Origin of the sequence: [Bacillus] selenitireducens MLS10, assembly GCF_000093085.1 — a bacterium.
GTDB classification, from domain to species: domain Bacteria; phylum Bacillota; class Bacilli; order Bacillales; family Salisediminibacteriaceae; genus Salisediminibacterium; species Salisediminibacterium selenitireducens.
In genome coordinates this window covers 3,163,046-3,188,022 of sequence record NC_014219.1, presented here as the reverse complement: position 1 = coordinate 3,188,022, position 24,977 = coordinate 3,163,046, and the positions used below count along the sequence as shown (strand labels likewise).

The 24,977-nt window shown below is 52.7% G+C and carries 22 protein-coding genes; 13 read left to right on the top strand and 9 right to left on the bottom strand.

What is annotated here, in order from left to right; translation table 11 throughout:
* The first annotated feature begins 231 nt into the window (after window positions 1–231).
* From BSEL_RS14970 to BSEL_RS14950, 5 genes are all read left to right on the top strand, one after another.
* The gene (locus tag BSEL_RS14970) at window positions 232–1,302 is read left to right on the top strand and encodes a nitric oxide synthase oxygenase (RefSeq protein ID WP_013173846.1); all 1,071 of its coding nucleotides are present in this window, start codon (window positions 232–234) and stop codon (window positions 1,300–1,302) included.
* 83 nt (window positions 1,303–1,385) lie between these two features.
* The gene (locus BSEL_RS14965) at window positions 1,386–2,411 is read left to right on the top strand and encodes a GGDEF domain-containing protein (RefSeq protein WP_013173845.1); all 1,026 of its coding nucleotides are present in this window, start codon (window positions 1,386–1,388) and stop codon (window positions 2,409–2,411) included.
* 67 nt (window positions 2,412–2,478) lie between these two features.
* Complete coding sequence (locus tag BSEL_RS14960) at window positions 2,479–3,936, top strand: extracellular solute-binding protein (protein WP_013173844.1); 1,458 nt, start codon at window positions 2,479–2,481, stop codon at window positions 3,934–3,936.
* Between the two features lie 26 nt (window positions 3,937–3,962).
* Window positions 3,963–6,089 carry a diguanylate cyclase domain-containing protein gene (locus BSEL_RS14955; protein WP_013173843.1) on the top strand — a complete coding sequence of 709 codons (2,127 nt, stop codon included), beginning with the start codon at window positions 3,963–3,965 and terminating at the stop codon, window positions 6,087–6,089.
* Window positions 6,090–6,131: 42 nt separating this feature from the next.
* A complete protein-coding gene (locus BSEL_RS14950) occupies window positions 6,132–6,950 on the top strand; it encodes an MBL fold metallo-hydrolase (protein WP_013173842.1) in 819 nt (272 codons plus the stop codon).
* A 51-nt stretch (window positions 6,951–7,001) separates the two neighbouring features.
* On the opposite strand, the gene BSEL_RS14945 is transcribed toward BSEL_RS14950, so the two are convergent.
* Window positions 7,002–8,699 carry a DUF2207 domain-containing protein gene (locus BSEL_RS14945; RefSeq protein WP_232970537.1) on the bottom strand — a complete coding sequence of 566 codons (1,698 nt, stop codon included), beginning with the start codon at window positions 8,697–8,699 and terminating at the stop codon, window positions 7,002–7,004.
* Between the two features lie 215 nt (window positions 8,700–8,914).
* Here BSEL_RS14945 and BSEL_RS14940 point away from each other — a divergent pair, with 215 nt between their 5' ends.
* The gene (locus BSEL_RS14940) at window positions 8,915–9,775 is read left to right on the top strand and encodes an AAA family ATPase (protein ID WP_013173840.1); all 861 of its coding nucleotides are present in this window, start codon (window positions 8,915–8,917) and stop codon (window positions 9,773–9,775) included.
* Between the two features lie 105 nt (window positions 9,776–9,880).
* On the top strand, window positions 9,881–10,915 hold the full coding sequence (locus BSEL_RS14935) for a glutaminase (protein ID WP_013173839.1): 1,035 nt from the start codon (window positions 9,881–9,883) through the stop codon (window positions 10,913–10,915).
* A gap of 46 nt (window positions 10,916–10,961) precedes the next feature.
* Here the strand turns inward: BSEL_RS14935 and BSEL_RS14930 are convergent, their stop codons facing one another.
* Window positions 10,962–11,534, bottom strand: a complete 573-nt coding sequence (locus tag BSEL_RS14930) for a maltose acetyltransferase domain-containing protein (protein ID WP_013173838.1) — start codon at window positions 11,532–11,534, stop codon at window positions 10,962–10,964.
* 51 nt (window positions 11,535–11,585) lie between these two features.
* Window positions 11,586–12,359, bottom strand: coding sequence for a helix-turn-helix domain-containing protein (locus tag BSEL_RS14925; RefSeq protein WP_013173837.1), 774 nt, complete (start codon window positions 12,357–12,359; stop codon window positions 11,586–11,588).
* Window positions 12,360–12,519: 160 nt separating this feature from the next.
* Between BSEL_RS14925 and BSEL_RS14920 the strand changes: the two genes are divergently transcribed.
* The 4 genes from BSEL_RS14920 to BSEL_RS14905 are packed head-to-tail and all read left to right on the top strand — an operon-like array spanning window position 12,520 to window position 16,390.
* On the top strand, window positions 12,520–13,296 hold the full coding sequence (locus BSEL_RS14920) for a sugar phosphate isomerase/epimerase family protein (protein WP_013173836.1): 777 nt from the start codon (window positions 12,520–12,522) through the stop codon (window positions 13,294–13,296).
* Window positions 13,293–14,321, top strand: a complete 1,029-nt coding sequence (locus tag BSEL_RS14915) for a Gfo/Idh/MocA family protein (RefSeq protein ID WP_013173835.1) — start codon at window positions 13,293–13,295, stop codon at window positions 14,319–14,321. The genes BSEL_RS14920 and BSEL_RS14915 overlap by 4 nt, the downstream gene beginning before the upstream one ends.
* Window positions 14,322–14,345: 24 nt before the next feature.
* Complete coding sequence (locus BSEL_RS14910) at window positions 14,346–15,314, top strand: sugar phosphate isomerase/epimerase family protein (RefSeq protein ID WP_013173834.1); 969 nt, start codon at window positions 14,346–14,348, stop codon at window positions 15,312–15,314.
* The gene (locus BSEL_RS14905; protein WP_013173833.1) at window positions 15,314–16,390 is read left to right on the top strand and encodes a Gfo/Idh/MocA family protein; all 1,077 of its coding nucleotides are present in this window, start codon (window positions 15,314–15,316) and stop codon (window positions 16,388–16,390) included. Before BSEL_RS14910 ends, BSEL_RS14905 begins: the two co-directional genes overlap by 1 nt.
* Before the next feature lie 89 nt (window positions 16,391–16,479).
* Here BSEL_RS14905 and BSEL_RS14900 read toward each other — a convergent pair whose 3' ends face one another.
* From BSEL_RS14900 to BSEL_RS14885, 5 genes are all read right to left on the bottom strand, one after another.
* On the bottom strand, window positions 16,480–17,604 hold the full coding sequence (locus BSEL_RS14900) for a cysteine desulfurase family protein (protein WP_013173832.1): 1,125 nt from the start codon (window positions 17,602–17,604) through the stop codon (window positions 16,480–16,482).
* Window positions 17,605–17,706: 102 nt separating this feature from the next.
* Window positions 17,707–18,558 carry a VOC family protein gene (locus BSEL_RS14895; protein ID WP_013173831.1) on the bottom strand — a complete coding sequence of 284 codons (852 nt, stop codon included), beginning with the start codon at window positions 18,556–18,558 and terminating at the stop codon, window positions 17,707–17,709.
* 171 nt (window positions 18,559–18,729) lie between these two features.
* Complete coding sequence (locus tag BSEL_RS18080) at window positions 18,730–19,431, bottom strand: hypothetical protein (RefSeq protein WP_232970471.1); 702 nt, start codon at window positions 19,429–19,431, stop codon at window positions 18,730–18,732.
* Between the two features lie 13 nt (window positions 19,432–19,444).
* The gene (locus BSEL_RS18075) at window positions 19,445–20,428 is read right to left on the bottom strand and encodes an acyl-CoA dehydrogenase family protein (protein ID WP_232970470.1); all 984 of its coding nucleotides are present in this window, start codon (window positions 20,426–20,428) and stop codon (window positions 19,445–19,447) included.
* 153 nt (window positions 20,429–20,581) lie between these two features.
* Window positions 20,582–21,370: a Cof-type HAD-IIB family hydrolase gene (locus BSEL_RS14885; RefSeq protein ID WP_013173830.1), complete on the bottom strand. Its 789-nt coding sequence runs from the start codon at window positions 21,368–21,370 to the stop codon at window positions 20,582–20,584.
* A gap of 187 nt (window positions 21,371–21,557) precedes the next feature.
* On the opposite strand from BSEL_RS14885, the gene BSEL_RS14880 reads away from it, so the two are divergent.
* Entirely contained in the window at window positions 21,558–22,493 is a 936-nt protein-coding gene (locus BSEL_RS14880) for an aldo/keto reductase (RefSeq protein WP_013173829.1), read from the top strand.
* Window positions 22,494–22,608: 115 nt separating this feature from the next.
* On the opposite strand, the gene BSEL_RS14875 is transcribed toward BSEL_RS14880, so the two are convergent.
* Window positions 22,609–23,655 (bottom strand): glycoside hydrolase family 16 protein, encoded by a 1,047-nt coding sequence (locus BSEL_RS14875; protein WP_013173828.1) that lies wholly within the window; start codon window positions 23,653–23,655, stop codon window positions 22,609–22,611.
* A gap of 251 nt (window positions 23,656–23,906) precedes the next feature.
* Here BSEL_RS14875 and BSEL_RS14870 point away from each other — a divergent pair, with 251 nt between their 5' ends.
* Window positions 23,907–24,863, top strand: a complete 957-nt coding sequence (locus tag BSEL_RS14870) for an NAD(P)H-dependent flavin oxidoreductase (protein ID WP_013173827.1) — start codon at window positions 23,907–23,909, stop codon at window positions 24,861–24,863.
* Window positions 24,864–24,977: the final 114 nt, after the last annotated feature.

Sequence of the window (24,977 nt, the reverse complement as noted above, 5' to 3'; positions counted from 1 at the left end):
TTTCTGACAAATTGGCGAAAGACTGATCAAACGGATGATAGAGAGAGAAATGTGAAGAAATCTGACGCTCTTTGTCCGCTTCTTAGTTACATGGTGGCGTATGGCGATACGCGACTGAGATGGGTGGGGCGGGAAAGGATCAAAGCTGAGAGATCAGTCGGTACATCCCATTCTGAACATGATAAACTGGGTGACAGAACATAAACCATAGAGAGAAAGGCTGAACTGATCATGAAACCAGTCAAGGAACAGGCGGAAGCATTTATCAGACAATGTTATAAAGAGTTAGGGAAAGAAGATCAGACCGGGATGCGGATTGAAGAGATCAGGAGGTCCTTTGATGAGACCGGATTATACCGACATACCGGAGAGGAATTAGTGCACGGGGCGAAGATGGCCTGGCGAAATGCAAATAAGTGCATCGGCCGGCTATTTTGGGATACGCTCTCAGTTCATGATGCGAGGGATGCGGTGACGGAGGATGACGTGTATAAAGCCCTGGTGGAGCATCTAAGGACCGCCACCAACGGCGGACGGATCAAACCGCTCATCACTGTGTTTGCACCGGAGAAAAACGGTGTTCAACCGGTGAAACTCTATAATCATCAGCTCATCCGCTACGCGGGCTATGAGGAGGACGGGACCGTGACGGGAGATCCTCATTCAGTGGCATTCACCCGCTTTTGCGAATCACTCGGATGGCAGGGGGCCGGTAAAGACTTTGACCTGCTTCCTCTCGTTTTTCAGGTGGCAGGCGGTGAACCTGTCTGGCGAACAGTCCCGGACGAGGTGGTCCGTGAAGTCCGGATCCGTCATCCCCGTATTCAGGGAATTGAGGCACTCGGCCTGAAGTGGTATGCGGTGCCTGCGATTGCGGATATGGACCTTGAAATCGGGGGGATCCGTTATCCGGCCGCGCCGTTTAACGGCTGGTATATGGGGACGGAAATCGGTGCGCGCAATCTCGCAGATGAGGACCGCTACAATAAGCTTCGGGATGTGGCCCTTGCTGCAGGTATTGAAGCCGGTTCAAACGCGAGCCTCTGGAAAGATGAGGCGCTCGTGATCCTCAATCAGGCTGTGCTGCATTCGTTTCAGGAGGACGGCGTCAGCATTGTGGATCATCACACCGCGGCGGCCCAGTTCAGGCAGTTTGAGAAACAGGAGGCGACAGAAGGTCGGGACGTGACCGGAGACTGGACGTGGCTCATTCCGCCGGTTTCACCGGCAACCACGCATATTTTTCATGAAACGTATGACAATACGGAGAAGTCCCCGAATTTTCATTACAAATCGAAATAATTTCTGAACTTTCCAAAAAAAGAGGTCCGATCACATGAGTTTGGTGGTATGATAAAGGTAACAAACCTGCGGAGGGATGCCGTGTGAGGACCATTCAAATCCGGCTTTTGTATACAATGCTGACAGCAGCAATGGCCGTGTCTCTGGTAAATATCGTCGGGAATGCAGTGATTGGCTTCGACTGGCCATTAAGCATCAAATGGTTCCTGTTACTGATGGCATGCCTCATAACGTTATTCCAGCTTCGGCGTCACGGGTACCGGGAGAGGCCGATCTATGTCTTTTTTCTGTTTATCATCCTTGTGTTTTTGCCATATGGTTACATTGAATCAGGCGGGGCATCGAATAATACCATCGGGTATCTGTTTCTCGTCCTTTTGTCGTTCAGTTATCTGTTTCGCGGATGGAAGAGAGGGATTTTGGCAGCGCTGATGATTGCCATGTTTACCGGGCTCCATGTCTTGGAATACATCCAGCCCGGCCTCTTTTTGGAGCATGATCCGGCGACGCAATTTCTCGACAGGCTGATTCAGATTCCGCTCTTGCTGATTGCGTCCATGCTGATTATCCGCAAGTTCGCCATTGATTATGAACGGGTCCATGATGATCTTGACCGGGTGGCGAAGCGGGATCCGTTAACGGGGCTCTATAACAGACGCGCATTTAATGAAGAGATCGAACAGATCATCAACCATAAACGGACGTCGTATTGCCTGGCCCTGATGGATCTCGACCGGTTTAAACGGTTGAATGACCGGCATGGTCATCAGACGGGGGATGAGTTTCTGAAATTATTCAGTGAGCTCTTGCGAACGCATTTCCCGGAAGACAATCAGATCATCAGCCGCTGGGGCGGCGATGAGTTCGCCATTTTGTATACCGGCGGACCGGATGAACTTGAAGAGCGCCTCAGTGCGGTGAAGACGGCATTTACGGAAGAAGTGGAGAAAGTCGAACCGGGCGTCGGTGTCAGTTACGGGGTCGTTCCGGTTGATGGCGGTGAGCATCCCGAGGCGTTATTAATCAAAGCGGATACGAGGTTGTATGAAGCCAAAGAAAACAGACCGGAGGCATTCGCCGAAGCTCCGAAGAAACAGGAATCCTCCTGACCAGCGGGTCCTCAATCTGTCTTGATTGAGACGAATGATAAACAACAGAATAAGGGAGGAACGGGATATGCAGAGGTGGACAACAGGTGTGAAACAGCCGTTTCTGGCAGGTGGTTGGCTCTTGGCAGGACTCGTGATGACCGGTGGATGCAGTCAGCTGTCCGCGGATGATTCGCCCTTAGATCCGGATCAGCCGGTGTCGGTGACGCTTTGGCATTACTACAGCGGTCAAACGAAGGAGATCTTTGATGATCTCGCGAGTGATTTTAATGAGACGGTGGGAATGGAAAAAGGAATTGTCGTGGATGCAAGGAGCCAGGGTGACGTCCGTCAGCTCGAGGAAGCGGTCTATGATGCGGCAAATGAGACCATGGGGGCCCAGCAGATGCCGGATGTCTTCATGACGTATCCGGATAACGCATACCGCATTGACGCACTCGGGAAACTGGCGGATCTCAAAACGTATTTCACCGAAGAAGAGCTTGGAGCTTTCCGTGATGAGTTCCTTGATGAAGGTTACCTGAGTGAAGACGGAGGTCTGCATATCATTCCCATTGCCAAATCATCGGAGAATCTGTACCTGAATCAGACGTTCTTTGAACCGTTTTCGGAGGAAACCGGCTACACCCATGAGGATCTGGCCACATGGGAAGGGGTTCTTGAAGTGGCGGAATCCTATTATGGCTGGTCCGGTGGCGATGCCTTCATGGGCATTGATTCCGATCCGAATTTTATGCTCGTCACAGCCATGCAACAGGGCAGTGAACTGTTTGATTACTCAGACTCACCGGTCTCACTGAATATGGATGAGGACATCGCGAGGCATATTTGGACGTATTATTATGAGCCCTATATCCGCGGTCATTTTGCCAAATCGGGCCGCTTCAGCTCGGATGATGCCAAAGTGGGTTTGACGATTGCCTATACCGGCTCAACGGCAGGGGCTGTCTATTTTCCAATGGAAGTGACGCTCAGTCAGGATGACACGCGTGAGATTGAAGTGGAAACGCTGCCTTATCCGTATATGGTGGACGGCGACAGGGTTGCCGTGCAGCAGGGAGCGGGAATGAGCGTGGCCAAGAGTACCACGGAGCATGAATATGCTTCTTCAGTGTTCTTGAAATGGCTGACGGATGCCGAACAAAACGTGCCATTCGCTGTGTCAACGGGGTACTTCCCGGTGAAAGATGAAGCTTTGGATGAATCGGTATTGATGACGGCTCTTGAGGAGCGGGGAGATGATCTCCACCCGGCGGTGCCATCGACCGTGACGACGACGGCCGGCATGTTCAGGGATTACGAGCTGTATTTTTACAGGCCGTTCCCTGGCAGTGCGGAGATGAGGCATCTTCTTGAGAACCATCTCTTTTCCAGGATTGAGCGCAATGTCGTGATGCTCGAGGAAGCCGGTCACTCTGATGAAGAGCATGCGGCCATGATCGCGGATCTGACATCGGAAGAAGCGTTTCATGAGTGGTACGAAAGCTTCCTCGAGAGTGCGGAGGCACATATGCCGGAGAACTAGAATGAGCATCATGGCGGAGTGGTTTGATGAAGAAGCGGATGAATATCGATTTGAAATCCATACGGGTCAAGGTGACCTTCTTTGTGATTGCCCTGATTATCGGGCAGTCTCTTCTGCTGAGCGGCACGATGATCGCTGCGGGGGTTCTCAGTGAAGCGGAAGACGACGCGATCCGCTCCTTCTCGGAGACGGTCGAGAACCGGAAGAATTATCTCGAGAGCGAGATGCGGAACCGCTGGACGAATATCGGGCCTTATGTGTCCGAGCTCTCGGGAATGATTCCGGAAACAGACGGCAATGGAGAGATGGAGGCGTTCCTCGATGAGTCGGCGGACGTCCTGATTCCCATGCTCCGGACGACCCTTGCGACGGGGGTCTTTCTGATTCTAGATCACCAGGCCGTCGAGGAGGATCATCATGCGGGAATGTATATCCGTGATTACGAACCCGTCCTGAATGATGAACAGAACAAAGATCTCTATTTTCTTGTCGGCCCGTTTGAGACGGCACAGCGACTCGGAATCCCGATGGAACGGAACTGGACCTATGAGCTTGAGCTGCATGAAGGGAACCGGGCTTTTTTTGACCGGCCTTATGATGCGGCGATCCCCGGGGCGGATCCTGCCCTGTTTGGCTACTGGAGTCAGCCTTTTTCCCTGAAGGAGGGGGAACAGCCGGTTATCACCTATTCGATGCCGTTCGTTGATGATCAGGGACGAAAACGAGGTGTCGTTGGGGTGGAGATCCTCACCGGATATCTGACCGGTTTTCTTCCGGCGGCGGATTTGCAGGAGCGAAATGCACTCGGGTATTTGCTTGGCCACAGAGCGCCGGAGGATGAGCGGTTGATGCCGATTTTGACAACCGGGGCTCTGCAGGAGCGGATGATCAATACGGGTGAAGCCTTTGATTGGACAGTCTCGAGTGACGCGCATCAGGTCTATGAACTGATGAATCATAACAGCACCCGTACCATTCAGGCAAGTGTCCGTGAGCTTGGACTATACGGAGCAAACACGCCTTTTGAGGATGAGGACTGGTTTTTGATCGGGTTGATGGAGGATCATGAGCTTCTTGCCTACGTCAACCGGATTCAGATGATTTTGACCGCATCCCTCATCGGCTCCATCGTCATTGGTGCCGTGGGTGGCTACCTCATCAGCACCCGGTTCACCTCCCCGATTATTTCGCTTTCCGAACAGGTGCAGGAGGCGGATGCCGAGTCATTTCCGATTTTGAAGCGGACCGGTTTAACGGAGATTGACGGGCTTTTGACCGTCATGGAGAATACGAACCGGGATTTTGTGGAATCCACGGTAAAGATGGCGGAGATCATTGATCTCGTGCAGGTGCCGATTGGAGCATTCGAGATTAAACCGGATCAGACAGAGGTCTATGCCACGGGACAGTTGAAGCAGCTGCTCCAACTGAACGAGAACGGGAATGAAGAGATTTTGTCCGATAAACAGGCATTTACGGATTATCTGGATCAGTTTATGATGAACCCGGAACCGGAGGAAGAACACACGTACAAAATCGATTCGGATCCAAAGCGTTGGATCAGGATCAATGTCAGGAAGAACGAAGCGTCCACACTCGGTGTTGTGGTGGACGTGACAAGAGAAATGACGGACAAGCGGCAGATTCGAAAAGAACGGGATCATGACAATCTTACAGGGATTTATAACCGGGGTGCGTTTGAGCGCCATGTCCGCCAGATATTGGACGATCAGAAGGGGCTCGCTACAGGTGCGATGATCATGCTCGATCTCGATTATCTGAAAGAGATTAATGACACCTATGGTCACCGTTGGGGCGATGTGTATATTAAGGAAACGGCGAATGCCCTCAGGCTCTTTATTGATGAAGGCGGTGTCGTAGGCAGGCAGTCCGGGGATGAGTTCACCGTCTTCTTATCCGGTTATGAGAATAAAGACATGATCCGGGAGAGGATTGAACGGTTTTATGACAGCCTGAAGCGAAAGCCGATTGCGTTTCCTCGCGGCGAAGAACGGGAGATCCGGATCTCCTCAGGGGTGGCCTGGCTCTTCAATGAACAGGTGACGTACAGCTATGAAGGGCTCATTCAGTCGGCGGACCGGGCCCTTTATGAAGCGAAGGATGAGGAGCGGGGCACGTGGTTTGAGGAATGATTCAAGCGTTACAGCTGAAAGAAAACAGGCAGGTGAGGGTATATGCTGATCAGAAAAACCTTTGAAGAAGGCGAAACGGACGGGGTAACTTACGGTAACGGCCAGCTGGCCATCGGGGGTGTGCGTTTGAATGTGTACAGCTATGCCGAGGACGGGGTCCTGATTGATACAGGTGCCCACGCTCTCCGTGAATCCTTTTTGCCGTTCATGAAGCGTCAAAATCCGGAACAGGTGCGGATCACGCACTGTCATGAGGATCACACAGGCTGTGCAGCACCGCTGATTCAAGCGACGGGTGTGCCTGTGTACATGGATGAGCTGTATGCTGAAGAAACCCGGAAACGCGCGGACTATCCCCTGTACCGGAAACTGTTCTGGGGAAAGAGACCGCCCTTTGAGGCGAGACCGATGCCGGAGTCGTTTGCATCTCGGAGAGGGACGTGGCAAGTGATACCGACACCGGGGCACGCCAAAGACCATGTATCGTTTCTGAATACGGCAACGGGCCACCTGTTCACCGGTGATGTGTATACACAGGGACGGACGAAGGTCGTGCTGAAAGATGAGAACATGCCGCAGCTGATTGAGAGTCTGACGCTTTTACTGACGTATGATTTTAAACGTGTCTTTTGCAGCCATGCAGGCCCTCTTGAAAACGGCAGGGAAGCCCTTCGTGACAAGAGGGATTATTTACTTGAAATGCAAGACACCGTCAGGAGAAAGGCGGAGCAGGGGAAGTCAATTCGTCAGATCCGTGATGAAGTCATCAGAAAGCGCTATCCCATCACTCTGTTTTCCGGGGGCGAGTGGGACTCGATGCATCTGATTCGCTCCCTTCTTGAAGATGAGGCCATAAAGTAGAGCCCGGCTGTTTGCCGGGCTCTTTGTCTTCATCTGGTGATGGGAGGCGGATTAAAACCCGCCGGAGCCGCCGCCTCCACCACCGGCACCGGTCCCGCCACCGATGCCTCCTGGTGAGGATCCTCCTGATGACCCGTGTTGGGATGCACTTGCGGAGGAGGAGCTGAAGCTGTTACTCATGATCAGCCCCGTGATCATAAACGCGGGCAATGCCGAGTCTGAGGCCACGGTTTCAGAAGGAGCGGGGTTCTTGGCCAGACTGCCGGCTGCTTTTCGGACCGGTTTCACCTGTGTGCCGAGCCCGTAAATGAAAGCGGTCATCTGATCGTCCTGGCTCCAGTCTTTTTGCCAGTCTGACAGTGGACGTTCATTCAGGATGCTGCGAAACGCGCGCCATTTGATCAGTTCTTTCCATCCTTCAGTCGTCCGGGGCTGATGAAAGAGGGCGAACAGCGTGACGGTGATGATGATGGCAAGAGAGATCACAAACGGCGTGATCAGGCTGAAATAAAGGCTGGCTCCTGCGACTCCCAGAAGTGGCACGGTCGATACAGGCAGCATGACCCGGAACTTTGTCGATGGCTTCGTTAAGCCATGTTCGCTGATTTCCTTTTTAACGAGCTTGTACCATTCGGTCTGTTTCAGGTGATAGTGCTCGGCGTTGGCTTCATCTTGATAGAATGCTTCCATCGCCGGGAAGGAAAAGGTTTGTCCGTCTCCGATGTCATAAAACAGCCACGTAACGAGGTGCTGTTCGTGATCCAAAAGATCCGTTTCATGTACGAGACGGAATTGTCCATCGTCTTCCTGCCTGACTGCGCCTTTTTGCACAAGACTGAGGAGCGCGGAAGACAGGGTCTGATCGGTCGCGATGCTGTAATAGCTGTACATGATGGTCGCCGGCATGCTCATCTTCGGCTTCGGCGGGATCTGTTGAGAAAGCGTACGCCGGGCTGCCTGTTTTTCTGAACGGTTAACGAACCATGCGCGGCCGATAAAAAAGGCGTAGATGGCTGCGATCAGCGGAAGGGCAACCGTGGTCAACCGGCTAAGCGTCTCCTGACGATCGCTGAACAGCGCCTCGGCTTCGGCGCGCTCAGTGTGGCGTTCGGCAATCAGGGTTTCGGCAGATGAGTTGTATGCAACCGGAAGGGGATCAAAGACGTCGCGATCAAAGGCGGCTTTAATGTCGCCGTTCTCACCGGCTTCCGTGAAACCGGCATCAAAGACAACCCTCCCGTCCGCTTCTATGCGCTCCGTGTCTGCTGTGGCATCGAAACCGATCGCAACGGGGCTGACTTCCCCGGAAGGCGGATGCACCGTAATCGTGAGCTGTTCATAATCAGATTCGTTCGAACGGTCGAAGAATGCCCAGAAAAACAGGACTTTGTCTTCGTAAACGCGGAGCGCGTCTTCGATGGTGTAGTGGATGTCGATCGTAATCGTCTCACGGTCTCCGCTGCGGTAAATGTAGTGAATGGTCTCCTCCTCCGTCTGAATCTCAAGGGGTTCCCCGTTCTCAAAGGCCTCGAGGTCCCGGATGGTGCTTTCCTCCGGGTGATTCAGCGTCCGGACGATCCCGTTAAAAGGGGTCGTATACGTGTACGTGAACGATTCTTCAACAACGACGGTGCCGTCAGTTTGAAGATGAGCGTGGATATCAGCTTTGTCAATGGTATAGGACACATCGGCAGAAACGGGTGATGAAAGGAAAAGAAAAAGAAGCAGTGCGAAAATGAAAGTGGACATGCGCAAGTGGGATCACAACCTTTCTGTTTAAATGTAACAATTGCCGGGGGGCGATTGAAAGAGCTCTCATCCGGTCTGGGTACCTGTTATACGTTCTGTCCGGCGAAACGTTTCATGGAGGGGTTCCTGCATGGTAAAATGATCCTTGGATGTGGAAGACCCTGTTATCTGCAATTAAGGTCTGGTCCCTGATTGTATAGAAGGAGAGTGAACCAATGAGTCGATACATGGAACAATTTGATTTCCCGGATGCTGATCGGGAAGCGGACAGGCTGATGACGGAACGGCGCACCTGTCATGATACATATTATCCGTTTCAGGTTATGTCACAAAAAGGCCTGGCCCGACTCGATTTTGAGCCGATTACGATTCTCTGCGGCGGCAACGGATCGGGTAAAACCACCGCGTTGAATGTGATCGCGGATTCTCTTCAGGCGGAGCGTGAGGCCGTCAGTAACCGCACGGCTTTTTATGAAGACTACCTCAGGCTCTGCAGCGCAAAAAGAGGGACCTCTTTACCGGAAGACATCCGGATCATGACGAGTGACGATGTATTTGATTTTCTTCTGACGGTACGATCGGTGAATCAGGGGATTGATGCAAAGCGGGAAAAGCTGTATGACGAGTACCTCGAACAGAAATACACGCCTTTTCAGATGCGTTCGATGGATGATTATGAGCGTTTAAAGGCGATGACCGAAGCGAGGAAATCATCTCAGTCACAGTATGTCCGAAAACGGCTCATGCCGAATACACCAACGGGATCTAACGGGGAGCGCGCCTTTCAGTATTTTGTCGACCGGATTCATGATAACGGTCTCTATCTGCTCGATGAGCCCGAGAACAGCCTGTCTCCGGCGCGCCAGCAGGATTTGGCTGATCTGATCGTCGACTCGGCGCGTTTTTTTGGCTGTCAGTTTATCGTTGCGACCCATTCTCCCTTCTTTTTGGCCATGGCAGGGGCTGCGGTGTATGATCTTGATCAGGACCCGCCGGGCATAAGGCATTGGACAGATCTTGAGCATGTCAGGACGTATTTTGCGTTTTTTGAACAGCACAGGTCGCGGTTTGAGTGAACGTATCGTATTGATTTTAATGGGTGTGATCGATCGACTGACAGCGTATTCAGAAATCTGTAAGATGAAAGAAGCAGGCGACAGATACGGAGGAGTGAGCAGTTTATGACGAAAAAAGAAACGATTATTTTCGATGATGATGCTTTTGAAGAGGGCGGTTTTGAGGATACCCTGACGATTACCGATCAGCGCGATCAGACATATCTAGATGAATGGATTGCTTATTACAGGGACTATGCAAGGGAAGGGGCCAGTGCGACCTATATTCCGGCTCTCGCGGAGGCGGATGCGTCGCAGCTTGGGATTGTCATGGCAAGACCGGACGGTACGATGCTGAAAGCAGGGGATCATGACGTTCCGTTCACCCTGCAGAGCATCTCCAAGGTCATCAGTTTTATACAGGTGTGCCTCGATTACGGCATCAGTGAGGTGCTTGAGAAAGTCGATGTGGAACCGACAGGGGATGCCTTTAACTCCATCCTGCGTCTTGAACTTCACAAGCCGGGACGTCCGTTTAATCCGATGATCAATGCAGGGGCCTTGACCGTTGCGTCGATGCTGTGTGAACGGACACCGGAAGGGAAAGTGTCGTCGACGCTCGATCTTCTTGAAGCGATGCTCGGGAAGCGGCCTGGGATCAATGAACAGGTCTTTGAATCCGAATGGGAGACGGCTCATCGAAACCGGGCAATGGCCTACTACCTGAAAGAGAACGGATTCCTGGATTGTCCGGTCGAGGATGCGCTGAATGTCTATTTGAAAGCCTGTTCCATCGAAGTCCACACAGAAGATATCGCCAAAATCGGTCTGATCCTGGCCTATGACGGCTATGACCCTGTAACGGATCAGCGTCATTTCCCCATCGAGGTGGCACGGTTGACCAAGGCGCTTATGGTAACGTGCGGGATGTACAACGCATCGGGCAAGTTCGCGGCAAGGGTCGGACTGCCTTCAAAGAGCGGCGTATCAGGAGGAATCATGACCGTGGTCTCAGAGCGGGCAGGTTCCCGTTATTCTCCTGTACCTCACGGCGGCGGTATCGGTGTGTTTGGCCCGGCTATTGATGATTACGGAAACAGCATCGGAGGCAGTCTGTTACTCGCACAACTTGCGAAGGATTGGGATTTGAATATTTTCTGAGAATACGAGAGAACCCTGCCTCACATCACAGTGAAGCAGGATTCGATTATATGGAAGGACTGTCTTCGATCATCTTCAGCACCTTCGCCGGGTTGCCCCCGACAACCGCCTGGGCCGGCACATCCTTCGTCACGACGGCTCCTGATGCAATAACGGCGTCATTGCCGATGGTGACGCCCGGATTGATGACCGCCATGCCCCCGATCCAGACGTTATCACCGATCGTGACGGGTTTGGCAAACTCTTGGCCGGCGTTTCGTTCAACGGGATCGAGAGGATGGGTTGCGGTATAGATATGGACTCCCGGGGCAAGCATGGCGTTGTGGCCGATGCGGACGGGGCAGACGTCGAGGATGACGCAGCCGAAGTTCGCATAGAAGTGGTCCCCAACGTGAATATTAAACCCGTAATCCATCCGGATATCGGGCTCGATAAACGCCTCCTTCCCGACCGTTCCGAGCATGTCTTTGAGCAGTTCTCCCCGGAGTGTGTCCTCTTCTTCCGTCGTTGCGTTATAGCGGCGGACTTTTTGCCGGATCGCTTTACGGGCTTTGACAAGTTCAGGATCGCCGGGGCTGTACATCTCGCCCTGAATCATTTTCTCTTTTTCTGTACGCATGGCGCATTCCTCATTTCATCTGGATGATGTTTGTCTGGTAAGGGTGTGTGTTCAGTTCATTTTACGAAACTGTCCGGGAGATTTGCCGTAATGGTGTTTGAAGATCCGGTGAAAATAAACATAAGAGCCGAATCCGCAGCTTTCAGCGATGTGCTCAAGCGTCATGGACGTGTACTGCATCTGGTTGACGGCCATATTGAGGCGAATCTCCTGAGCGTAATCAATCATGGACTGGCCGGTGTGCTCTTTGAAGAGGTGCGACGCTCTTGAGACACTGAGACCGGCGGATGCAGCGACGTCTTCCACCTGGAACTTCGATGCAGCCAGTTCCTCGATCGTCCGCATCATTTTCGTGACGATAAACGGACGTTCATTGCCGCTTGTCTCATCATTGACAGATTGCTTCAGCATCACAAAAAGCGCCTTCAGGAGATAGACGGACAGTTCCGGTGTTTCCCCGGCGTCCGGCCGGCGTTGCTCGATGGAGAGATGGCGCCAAAGGGAAAGCAGCTTATCATCGAGGCGGATGTTATGGACAACGGGGAGCCCAGGCTGATGAAACCACTCGGCCACCCATGATCCGTCGCAGAAGATGTGGTAATCCGTGCTGTCCTGACCGGCAGGCGTGTCGATGCTGTAGTGATCTCCTTTTCGTCCGAGGTAGAGATCCCCCTGGGAGATCGGATACGTCTTGCCGTTGGAACGGATCGTGGCATGCCCTTCGACCTGAAGGCGGACGAGGTACTGCAGCAGCGGGGTTTTGCGGTCTTCATGATAGCCTTTCCTGTGGTGGGCATAGCCCGAAAATCTGATATTTACGCCCATCGTAAACCCTCCTTAGTGGCGATTTCAACCTGTCTATTCAAATCAATAGCAGGATTGTTTATGTTATCAGTATATTGTCTATTCTCATCGAATGCAAATTCCGTTAACATAAACAGCATAGTCATCAATATGATAACGGATTCAAAAGAAGAAGGGGTGGATGGTATTGACAATAAACGCGAAAAAATCTGTTCAATTGTTTACGTTCAGAGACGAGATGGCAGAAGACGCGGGGAAGACGCTTGAGAAGGTGAAAGAACTCGGCTTTGACGGCGTGGAACTCGCAGGCTACGGAAGCCTTGATGCAGAAGGGTTCAAAGCAAAAACCGGGGAGCTTGGGCTGCAGGTTTCCTCTGCTCATATTCCCCTCGAGCTGCTTCGAAAGGACGCAGAAGGGGTACTGAAAGAACTGGAAGGGTTCGGTTGCCGTTATGTGGCCATCCCGTATCTCGATGAGGAAGAACAGACGGAAGAAGGCTACAACAGTCTGATCGCCTTTATGAAGGAGCTGGCTCCGAAGGCAAAAGCCCACGGGATGACGCTCTGTTATCACCATCATGATTTTGAACTGACGTTTAAGATGGCGGATGGACGTTCGGCCCTGAAGGCGATCCTTGACGATACCGCTGAGGTTGGGGTTATGCCGGAGTTCGACGTCTACTGGCTAAAAAAAGCCGGCGAAGATCCCCTCGCCTGGGTTCAGGCTTACAAAGACCGGGTAAAGGTCATCCATATGAAAGATATGACGACGGACGGTGACGCATTCTTTGCGGAGCTTGGCACCGGCGGCGTCGATGTCAAAGGACTCCTGGACGAGCTTCAGGCGTCATCACTCGAGTGGCTCATCGTCGAGCAGGACCAGACGAAGAAGACACCGTTTGAAAGTGTAAAGGAAAGCATGACATTTCTGACGAACTATGAGGAGGCAACATCATGAAACCATTACAGGCAGGCATTATCGGATGCGGCACGATCGCATTCTTCAGACATTTACCGGAATATGCACAGGAGGAAGGCGTGAACATCAAAGCCGTTTGCGACCTTGTCGAAGAACGTGCGGACAAATACGCAAAGCAGTATGACGCAGAGGCCTATACGGACTTTGAAAAGCTCCTTGACGATGAGGAGATTGACATTGTAAGCATCTGCACACCGAATGCGCTGCATGCGCCGATGACGATCAAGGCCCTTGAAAAAGGCAAACATGTCCTCTGTGAGAAGCCGATGGCAACCGGCAGCGAAGAAGCACAGGCGATGATCGATGCGGCGGAGAAATCCGGCAAGCTCTTAATGATCGGGCACAACCAGCGCTTTACCCCATCCACGCAAAAAGCGCGTGAACTGATCCGTGAGGGCGTACTCGGAAAGGTATTCAGCTTCCGCACAACCTTTGGTCACGGCGGTCCGGAAAGCTGGAGCGTTGAAGGCAAGAATACCTGGTTCTTTAATAAAGAAAAGGCGTTTATCGGTGCCCTGGGTGACCTCGGGGTCCATAAGACTGACATGATCCGCTATGTGCTTGGTGAAGAATTCAAAGAAGCGGGTGCGATGGTCGAGACGCTGTCTAAAGAAGCCGACGTCGACGATTCCGCTGTATGTATCCTGAAGAGTGAGAGCGGGATTATCGGGACGATGACGGCGAGCTGGACGTATGGCGCAACCGAAGACAATTCTACCATTATTTACGGGGAGAAGGGCATGCTTCGTCTTGAAGATGACCCAACGGATTCCGTGATTTTGCAATACAACACCGGAGAGCGCATCAAGTATGAACTTGGCGGGATCCAGACGAACGATGCGGACGGTCAGGTGAACAGTGCCGTCATTCACCAGTTCGTGGAAGCCGTGCGAAATAATCAGCCATCGCCGATTTCCGGTCAGGAAGGGAAGAAGTCCCTCGAGATTATTTTGGCTGCACTTGAATCAAATGAGAAGAAAGCAATCGTGGAGATTAAATCCTAAACAATTTTTGGAGGGTGATGAAACATGAAACTGGGCGTATTTACGGTCCTTTTTGGAGACTTGTCTTATACAGAGATGCTCGACAGAGTGAAAGAATCCGGGCTTGATTCCGTTGAGATCGGAACCGGAGGCTATCCGGGGAATGCACACTGCAACATGGATGAGCTCCTTGAGAGCGAAGAAGCGCGAAAGGCGTATCAGAAGGAACTCGATGACCGCGGTCTGACCATCAGCGCGTTCTCCTGCCATGGGAATCCGATTACTCCGGACAAGGCTTTTGCCAAAGAGTCCGATGAAGCACTTCGCAAGACCATTGAGCTGGCCCATCTGATGGGCGTGCCGGTCGTCAATGCCTTCTCCGGAACAGCCGGCGACAGTGACGACGCAACAGCACCAAACTGGCCGGTGGCGCCGTGGCCGGAAGAGTATACGAACGCACTGCACTGGCAGTGGGAGAACAAGCTTGTCCCGTACTGGAAGGAAATCGGCAAGCTTGCAGAAGAGAAGAACGTCAAGATCGGCCTTGAGCTGCACGGCGGTTTTCTCGTGCATACGCCGCACACGATGCTGAAGCTTCGTGAACTGACTTCACCAAGCATCGGAGCGAACCTCGATCCGAGTCACCTCTGGTGGCAGGGAATTGATCCCGTCGCGGCAATCCGTATTCTCGGAGAGCACGATGCGATTCATCATTTCCACGCAAAAGACACGTACATCGATCAGGACAATGTGAACATGTACGGACTGACGGACATGCAGCCTTACGGCAACGTCCAGACTCGGGCATGGACGTTCCGTTCTGTCGGATGCGGACACAGTATGCAGGAATGGTCCGATATGATGAGCGCACTCAGAACGTACGGCTATGACTATGTGGTGAGCATCGAGCATGAAGATCCGATCATGAGTATTGATGAAGGCTTCGCACGTGCGGTGAAGAATCTCGACACGGTGCTGATCCGTGAACAGCCTTCAGAGATGTGGTGGGCGTAATGACAGCGAGAACCCCTTTAACCGTCGCGGTCGTCGGCTTTGGCGGCATGGGCGGACACCATGTGGATCATTTGGACGAACTGTCGTATTTTGAAGTGAAGGGCATCCGCGATATTCGTGAGAGCCAGGAACTCCTTGCGAAGAAAAAGGATCTCCACGTCTATCCGGATCTTCAGGCGGTCCTCGACGATCGTGACGTTGACGTGGTGCTTATTGCGACACCGAATGACAGTCACCGTGACATTGCCGTTCAGGCGATGCGGCACGGAAAGCATGTCATCTGCGAGAAGCCCGTAGCGATGAACGCCGCGGAGATGGAGGAGATCATGCAGGTCGAACAGGAGACCGGACAGGTCTTCGTCGTCAATCAGAACCGCCGCTGGGATGAGGATTATCTCTCTGTTAAGAAGCTCCGCGATGAAGAGACGATCGGAGAAGTCTTTCATACAGAGTGCCGCATCCACGGCTCCCGGGGCATTCCCGGTGATTGGCGTCAGAAGAAAGCCCAGGGCGGCGGGATGCTCCTTGACTGGGGCGTGCACCTCGTGGACCGTCAGCTTCTGATGTTTCCTGAACGTGTCACAGACGTCAATTGCACCTTCCAGCATATCCGCAATGCCGAAGTGGATGACGGCTTCCGTCTGACGCTCACATTTGAGAGTGGGAAGACGTCGTACATGGAAGTGGGTACCTTTAATTATGTGGCCCTGCCGCTTTGGTACGTAAACGGGACAAAAGGGTCCGCCGTGATCCACAGCTGGGATATGGACGGCAAGGTGACCCGTCTCGAAACCGACCGTGAACCGGATGCCCGTCCGATTAAAGCGGGAGCCGGTCTCACGAAGACGATGGCGCCCCGTTTTGATGACGGCACGGTGAAGGATCTGCCGGTGCCGCGTGTGGATGCCTCGATTCACGAGTTCTATGACAATGTGTATGAAACGATTCACGGAAGAAGTGAGATCATCGTCAAAAACGATGAAGTGCTCCGGGTGATGCGTCTGTTGGAAAAGGCGTTTGAAAGCGCGGAAACGCTTCAGACGGTGAAGTTTGAGGCGCCGGTGAACGCAATATAACAAAGGCGCATCCGTTTGTGGAAAATCCCCTGACATATAACAAAAAGGAGGCTGCATCGCTCAGGATGCAGCCTCCTTTTGTCTTTTCATTAACGGAAACGCTCTTCAATGAGCCTGAGCGTCTGATGGATCTCTTCTGCCGTCGTCTGCACGCCAAGGCTGAACCGGACGGTGCCCATGCCGGTTTCTTCACGGACCTTCATCGCCTGTAAGACCGGTGAAAGTTCAACGATGCCGGAGTGACAGGCCGAGCCGGTGGAAGCGGCGATCTCCGGAACCCGCTCGAGAAAGCCGGCGCCCGTATACCCGTGAAAGCTCACGTTCAATGTGTTCGGCAGGAGCGAAACCTGTTGGCTGTTCCAGGTGATCCGGTCATTGAACAGGGCTTTGAGGCCTTGAAAAAAGTTATCCCGGAGCGACGTTAGCGTGTCTCGTTGTTCCAGAAACTCGCCGGCGAGATCGGCGGCTTTGCCAAGTGCGGCAATGAGCGGGACGCTCTCTGTGCCGGCACGCCGTCCGGACTCGTGGCCGGCCCCGTGGATCAGGGAATCAATCCGGGTGGCCGATCGGATATAGAGCGCCCCGATCCCTTTCGGTGCATAGCATTTATGCCCGGCGATGCTTAACAGATCAACGCCGAGATCATCAACGTGAACCGGGACTTTTCCGAACGACTGGGCGGCATCGGTGTGCAATAGAACGCCGTGTTTTCTGGCGATTGCGGCAATTTCCCGGATGGGCTGAATCGCCCCGGTTTCGTTATTTGCATGCATGACGGAAATCAGGATTGTGTCCGGTCTGATGGCGTCTTCAATGTCACGCGGATTGACGGTGCCGCTCTCATCGACGCCGACTGTGGTGATGGCGGCCCCGCGGGTTTCGGTAAGGGCGCGGCACGGATTGGTGACGGCAGGATGTTCGATGGCTGTCGTAATGATATGCGTGCCCTTTTCAGTGAGGGCGTCGAAGGTGCCTTTTAAGGCATGATTATTCGCTTCACTGCCGCCAGAGGTGAAGACGATCTCTTCCGGGGTCGCGCCGATCCGGTCGGCGAGGCTTTTACGCGCCTCAAAGATAATCGCCTGACTCGATCCCGCAGCCCAGTGCGCCGAAGACGGGTTGGCGTAATGGGAAGCAAATAAGGGAAGCATGACATCGAGCACGCGCGGATCGACGGGAGTACTGGCGTTGTAGTCGAGATAAATGTGTGTCATAGGGTTACCTCCAGTCCTGATGGGTGTATCTGTACCACCATCATAGACCATTCTTCATTCAGGAAGCAATGGCTCGCCTTCCGGAATCAGATCGACAGACAGTTAAAAGGAGGTCAACACGAGCCGTTTCCCGGCAGGGTCGGTCACGGTAAAGCGGTTCTGCGCGGTATCGGCTTTAATGTTGTTGTCGTTCAGCCTTTTTTTCACTTCGTCCAACGCCTTAATATCCGGGTAGACGATGGTATAATGCTTCAGTCCGGCAGTATTCAGAGGAGGTGCAGGGATGCCTCGGCCGTTCCAGATATTGAGCGCGATGTGGTGATGATAATGAGCATCAGACAGAAACACGGCGTGATCACTGAAGCGGGAAACGGTCTGAAAGCCGAGGACATCCGTGTAAAAGGCTTCGGCTTCTTTGACATCCGAGACATGGAGATGCATATGCCCCATAACCGTGCCTTCAGGCAGACCGTTCCACGGTGCTTCGGGCTCTTTTGAGAGAAGATCTTCGAAGTCGAGGGGATCGACGGTCATATGGACCATGCCGTTTTGCCAGGTCCAGTTGTCCGGATCGCGGTCCCGGTAGATCTCAATGCCGTTGCCGTCGGGATCGTTCAGGTACAGAGCTTCACTCACAAGATGATCGGAGGAAGCGACGGGCTCGCGTTTTCTGATGAGATGGCGCACGACCTGTGCCAGATCATTTCTCGAAGGAAGCAGTATGGCAAAGTGATAAAGGCCGGTCGTCCTGTCCGGTTTGGGTGCAACGGTCCCGTCCTGATGCAGGACGACGAGCGGTTTATCGGGATCTGCCGAGAGGGTGACGGTGGTGTCCGTCTGTTCACTGACCGTCAGTCCGATGACGTCTTTGTAGTAGATCCTGGACCTGTCGAGATTCGCGACGTTGAGATGAACGGTATCGACAAAGGTGACAGGCGGCTGATGAAAGGACATGATGATAACCTCCATGCGGATTGGACTCATTCGATTTCTTCAGGCAGACGTTCCTAGGATAAGTACCGGGACGATTCTTTTACTGAGAGGAAGTGAATGGCATTTCCTTCAGCATAGACAAAGTCAACCGCGGCGTCAAAAAAACGCCCGGAAGAACCGGGCGAAAAGTGATCAAGGTGTATAGTTGTCCTTAAGCGGAAGAACTTGTTCGGTCCAAATCCACTCTTCCCGGCTTTCATCAATGGCGGGCTGACGGATCATGTGACCGAGGTATTCCTGCTGTTTTTTGCCGTTGCGGAACTTCGACAGGTGCCTCAGCGCATATTCACTGAAATCTTGGACGAAGTAGCGGAAGAGCTGATCGGTGACCCGGTCGTCAAACTGATGCAGTCGCGCGCTTTCCAATACGAGCTGTCCGTACACGGTCATCGTGAAGAGTTCACCGAGGTGAAGCATCCAATTGCGGTTCTTCAGCTGATTTTCGTCGGGTGGTGCGTTCATCAGGAAGTCACGGAGTGAACAGACCTGTTCTTTAAAGAGGGTGACATTACTGAGTTCATAGCCGTCATAGGCCTTCAGGAAGTCCGGAAAGCGGATCTCCTTCAGCTTCCCTGTCGTCTGGTTGAACAGGTTCACGTCATCATGCGGACCGTCCATGACCGGCACTTCCGGGTAGTCCTCATCATGGAAGAAGTAATTCGTCATAAACTTGATCACCAGCGCCATGTTGACGTGGCTCGTCCCTTCAAGGCGCGGGATCATGCCGATATCACGGATGGCCATCTCCATGTAGGTATCCTGCTCGAATCCTTTTGCTGCGACGATATCCAGGAGCTGATCAATGACCCGCATCCCTTCTGTCGTAACCTTCATCTTCTGAATCGGATTAAACAGCAGGTAGCGTCGGTCGTCTTCCGATGAATGGCGGAAGACGACCGACGGCGCGGGTGGCGAACATGCGCATACCGTGTATCCGGCAGTAATTTTCGATGAACAGATCCTGAACATGGGAGAAGTCCGTCACTTTCATCCCGTACAGCTCCCGATTGGCCGCGTGGCTGAGGGATTCATAGAAGGCATGCTGGCAGATCCCGGCTGAAGCAAATCCGAGCTGAAACTTGCCGATGTTGACGGTGGAGAGGGACGCGTCCCAGGCTTCTTTGCCTGTGGAGAGGATATCCGCATCGGTGATTGGATAATTTTTTAAGGTGAACTCCCCGACGTAGGCCGGCCGCACGCCGGATGTATGAATTTTTTTGTTCAGCTCATAGGAAGGGTGGTCGGGTTCGACGACGAAGAAGACAAAATCCCCGGTGTCTTTCATGCGCCCGAAGACCGAAACGAGGGCTGCTTCATTGGCATTGCCGATGTAGTATTTCGCTCCATTGACGAGATACGTGCCGTCAGACTGCGGTTCAAGGGTCATCTCATTGGCGTAGAGATCAGCGCCGTGTTCTTTTTCGGACATGCCGAACGCGAAAATGCCGCCATCACGAAGCGCCTTTCCGGCCCGCTTCTTCACGTCTTCGTTGGCGGACATCCAGATCGGACTCAACCCGAGGAGGCTGACCTGATAGGCATATTGATAGGAGAGACCGTAAAAGGCGGTCAGCTCACTGTAATTGCAGGCTCTGGCGAGATCAAAGCGGCTGGTGCCGTCCCCGTAGACCTCCGGTGTCAAGAACGTCGCGTAGGCGCCGGAATCCCGGATGAAGGACGTGTATGCCGGGTACCAGTCGCCCCGTTCATCCTCCTCTTTGATCTTGCTGATTCCCATCCTTTCAAAGAAATCCACCGTGTTCTTCATGACTGCTGCGGTCTGTTCGTCCATTCCACTCAGGTCGAGCTGCTTTGGGTTCAAAAACGCCATCCATTATCCGCCCCTTTGTTCCTGATCAACAGGATAGTGTCACATTCTTTATTGAATGAATAACGATTCATTATGTGATTATACCATCTGATGGAACTGGAGAAAACCGTCTGCAGGGTCTTTTGGAGATGCGGACACAAAAAAAAGACCAAGTCACATGACCGATGACTTGATCAGAAAGCGTTCGATATAGTCGGCGACACCATCTTTCTCATGTCCCATCGTGACAAAATCCGCCGCAGCTTTTACGCTGTCAGAAGCATTGCCCATTGCTACGCCGGTGCCGGCATATTGAAGAAGTTCGATATCGTTCGGACCGTCACCAATGGCCAGTACTTCATCTTTGCGTATGCCGTAGGCGCGAATGAGATTCTTCGCAGCTGCCCATTTTGATGTATCAGGCGCCACAAGTTCGAAGCCGTTCTCCCACTGTATGACCGACGCCTGATCCTGAAATCGCGCGGCAGCCTGTTCATATGGATGCGCACACTGGATGCTGTATTTCAAAACGGGTAAAGGCGGCAGCTGCCTCAGGTTCGTCATGTATCTCGTCTTTTTGCCGGATTCCTGTTCCCAGCGCCGGGTTTCTGCCGAAGGGCGTTTGACGAAAGTCCCGTCTGTTGTGTGAATAATGGCGTTGCACTGCGGTTCTTCGGCAATGTTGTGAAAAGCTTCTCTCTTGATGTGTACGTTCTTCGTATAAACAGGGAAGGCGGAGAAACTGTCGCAGACCGCCGCACCGTTCAGGCAGATCATCGGTGTCGTGAGGCCAAGTTGCCGGTGGTACGGTCTCGTAATCTCAAACTGTCTGCCTGTGGCGAGAAAGACCTTCACGCCCTGGTTGACGAGCTGAAGCACGGCGTCCTTGTTCCGTCCTGAAATCCGGTTATCGGGGTTTAACAGTGTCCCATCCATGTCGAGAAATACCGCTCTGATTTTCATAATCAAGCCTCCAGTTACGTATAATATCTTACAGCTTTACTGTAACAGCGGATTGTAAAGGACATATAAAGGAGCCGTTCGATTCTTGTAAAGATTCTTCCCGGGCAACGGATGAAACGTGGATACGATATATGATATAATTGCGCCGAAACCGTTTTCGCGAATTATTTATAAGGAGGCGTTCATTATGAAAACCAGATCATTTGGCCGTGAGCCACAACCTGTATCGGAGATTGGACTCGGTGCCTGGCAGCTGGGAAACCGCTGGGGCAGCGAGGTCATGTCAGAAGAAGAGGGCATTGCGATCGTGGAAGAAGCCCTGAACAGGGGCTGTACGTTCTTTGACACCGCTCCGAACTATGCCCTTGGAAACAGTGAACGTATTCTCGGCAAGGCATTGAAGGGAAAAAGGGACCGCGTCGTGATCATGAGTAAGTTCGGTCATCATGATGACGGGGAGATCGATTTTGATGCGAAACGTATCCGTGAATCCGCCAAAAAGAGCCTGGAGCGGCTTCAGACAGATTATCTCGATGCGCTGCTTCTTCACAATCCGCCAAAGGAGATCGTCAGACAGGATGATCCGCATTTTCTGGAACTTGAGGCCATGAAACAGGAAGGCATCATCAAACGGTACGGGGTGTCCGTGGATACCGAGGACGAAATGAAGAACGTTATGAACAACACGGACAGCGAAGTGATGGAAGTGATGTACAACATCTTTCACCAGGGCCCTGCCAATGCCTTTAAAGAGGCGGAGGACAAAGGCATCGACCTCGTGATCAAGGTACCGCTTGATTCCGGCTGGCTGTCAGGGAAATACTCGCCTGAAAGCACATTTGAAGACATCCGCAGCCGATGGACGCCGGAGATTCGAGAGCGCCGGGCTGAGATGCTGAGGGAAGTGAAGCAGATCGTCCCTGATGACCGGTCTCTGATTGAACACGCCATGCAGTTCATTCTGGCAAGAAAAGAAGTGACAACGGTGATCCCGGGTGCGAAAACCCTCGATCAGCTGAGAACCAATCTTTCCTCCGGAGAAGAAGCGATGGATCCGGGTGTAAGGGAGAAGCTCGTTGCCATGTGGGAACAGTCCCTGAAGGATCATGGACTGCCATGGTAAGCAGCTCCCGCTAAAGACGGACGAACAACGAAACGGCCACACCTCTTTGATACAAAGAGGTGTGGCCATTTCTTTATTTTGTATTACGAACACTGATCAATCCAGCACGTTGATCTTAATACATAATGGATTCAATATACAGTGTTCCCTGATCCATGTCACGTGCACCTCTAAGCCAGGTCGGCTCCCAGTAGTTCACCATCAGCTGCATCGGTTCATGGCTGTAGCCGTCTTCAAAGCGCGCATGTTCTTCGCCATTAATAAAGAATGCCACATAGTCCGGGAAATAGTCGATGCGGTAGATATGAACGCCGTCCGTCGGGTCGAAATCATACGTCTCTTTCGAGGCGTGCCGTTCCTGTCCGCCCTGATAGGTGGTGAACCAGACTTCTCCTGACGGATTGTTCATCACCTCGATGTCAATTTCGTGGTGAAAGTCCGGCGTCTCATAGAAGAAAAAGCCGGTCAGTGTCCCGGGGTGATCCGGCACGCGCATGGCAATCTGATAGGAGCCGTAGCTGAACCGCTCTTCCGTGCGGATTTCACCGCCAATCCCGCTGTCTTTATGAATCAATAGACGGTTTTGTCCGTCATCAAAGCTGACCTGTCCCGGTTCAAAGGACGTCTGGCCAATGGCGTGATCCGCGGCGTACCAGCCTGCTGTGTCCGGCCAGTCGCTGAAACGCTCGCGCTGGTTAAAGTACGTGAGAGCTTCGTTCGTTTCGGCTCTCATCAGCCGGACGGCACCGTCCTGAGACGGATCCTGATCCCAAATGGACAGCACATGGGTGTATGGACCGCTCACCGCTGGAGATTCGTCGAATGCAGGAGGGGTCTGAATGGTGAAGGCGTTGTCTTCACCGTCCTCGGGACGCTGCTCATACGCAGGGAAATCAATCCAGTTACCGAGAGGATCCCGTAAGCTTTCGCCGATCCAGACCGTTTGCGGTTCATCGAGCCATTGGCCGGTGATCTCGGCTGATGTGTCATCACCCTGGAGCACATCGCCAGATGGCATTGACACTGTATCGATGCGAAATCCTGCGTCTTCTTCGAGTTCGAAGTTTATCTCTTCGGGGGTCAGTGACGTCTCCTCCTCTTCAGTTTGACACGCTGTCGTCATAATCAGTAGGCCAAGGATGGTGAATAACGTTCGGCGCATGCATCTCTCCCCTTTTGTCTCTGTCTGTATAGTGTAAGTATACGACATATGCTCGTGAAAAAGCAGTGAAAGTTCGCAGCTTGCTGTCGAAAAGCGAAAACAGCTGAATGAAATGCAATCAGCCTTTTCGTTGTCACAATATTGACACAATAAAAAGCGGTACCAGATGACAAATGTAAGTAGTAACAGCTGGTCTTAATTGTTACGATACAGGCAATCAAGAGACACATAAAAAACAGGGAGTGATCAGTATGGCTATGCCAACATTGAAAATTGCACACATGGAACCGGAATTGCCGGTGATTCAAGGGGGAATGGGTGTCGGGATCTCATTGAACAATCTCGCATCTGCGGTGAGTAATGCCGGGGGAATCGGCATTATTTCCGGAACGGGGATCTCACCCGAGCAACTTCGTGAGGAAATCCGCCTGGCAAGGAAGAAGTCTGAGGGGAATGGTTATATCGGTGTCAACTGCCTCTATGCCATGACTGACTTTGCCGATACAATGAAAGCGGCACTCGATGAAGGGGTCGACTTCATCATCTCAGGAGCGGGGATCTCCCGGGACATGTATCAGTGGGGCAAGGCACATGACACGCCTGTACTTTCCATTGTGTCTTCGGCGAAGCTCGCGAAAATGTCCCAGCGGCTCGGAGCGGCAGCGGTCGTCGTTGAAGGTCATGAAGCCGGGGGACATCTCGGGACAGACCGCTCTGTCAAAGACATCCTCCCGGAAGTGGCGGAGGCCGTGACGATTCCGGTCATTGCCGCAGGCGGTGTGATGAGCGGTGAAGACATCCGTGAGATGATCAGCCTCGGTGCGAGCGGTGTGCAGATGGGGACGCGGTTTGTGGCGACAGAAGAGTGTGACGCGGCAGATGCCTTTAAAGAGCAATATGTCAAAGCCGAAGAGACGTCAATGATGATGTCGGTCGTGGGTCTCCCCGGCAGGGCCATCGAGAACCCGTTCACGTCACAGATTGCCGATGGCGGCAAGGTGAAGATTGACCGCTGCGTGAGTTGTTTGAAAAAATGCTCCCACCAGTATTGCATTTACGATGCCCTCTTAAAAGCGAAGGATGGCGATATGGAACGGGGACTGATTTTCAGTGGAGCGGGTGTAGCGAAAATCAAAGAGATCCTTAAAGTGTCAGACGTCATGGAACGCCTCCAGACAGAATATGAACAGGCAACTGTCATGGCCTGATCAATCCGAATACCGAGTAATGACGCCGTGTCAAACCGACGCGGCGTTTTTTTGACTTGTCAGGAAGAACGCTATCGGTTACACTAAACTGACTGACTATCAGTCATTAGTAGG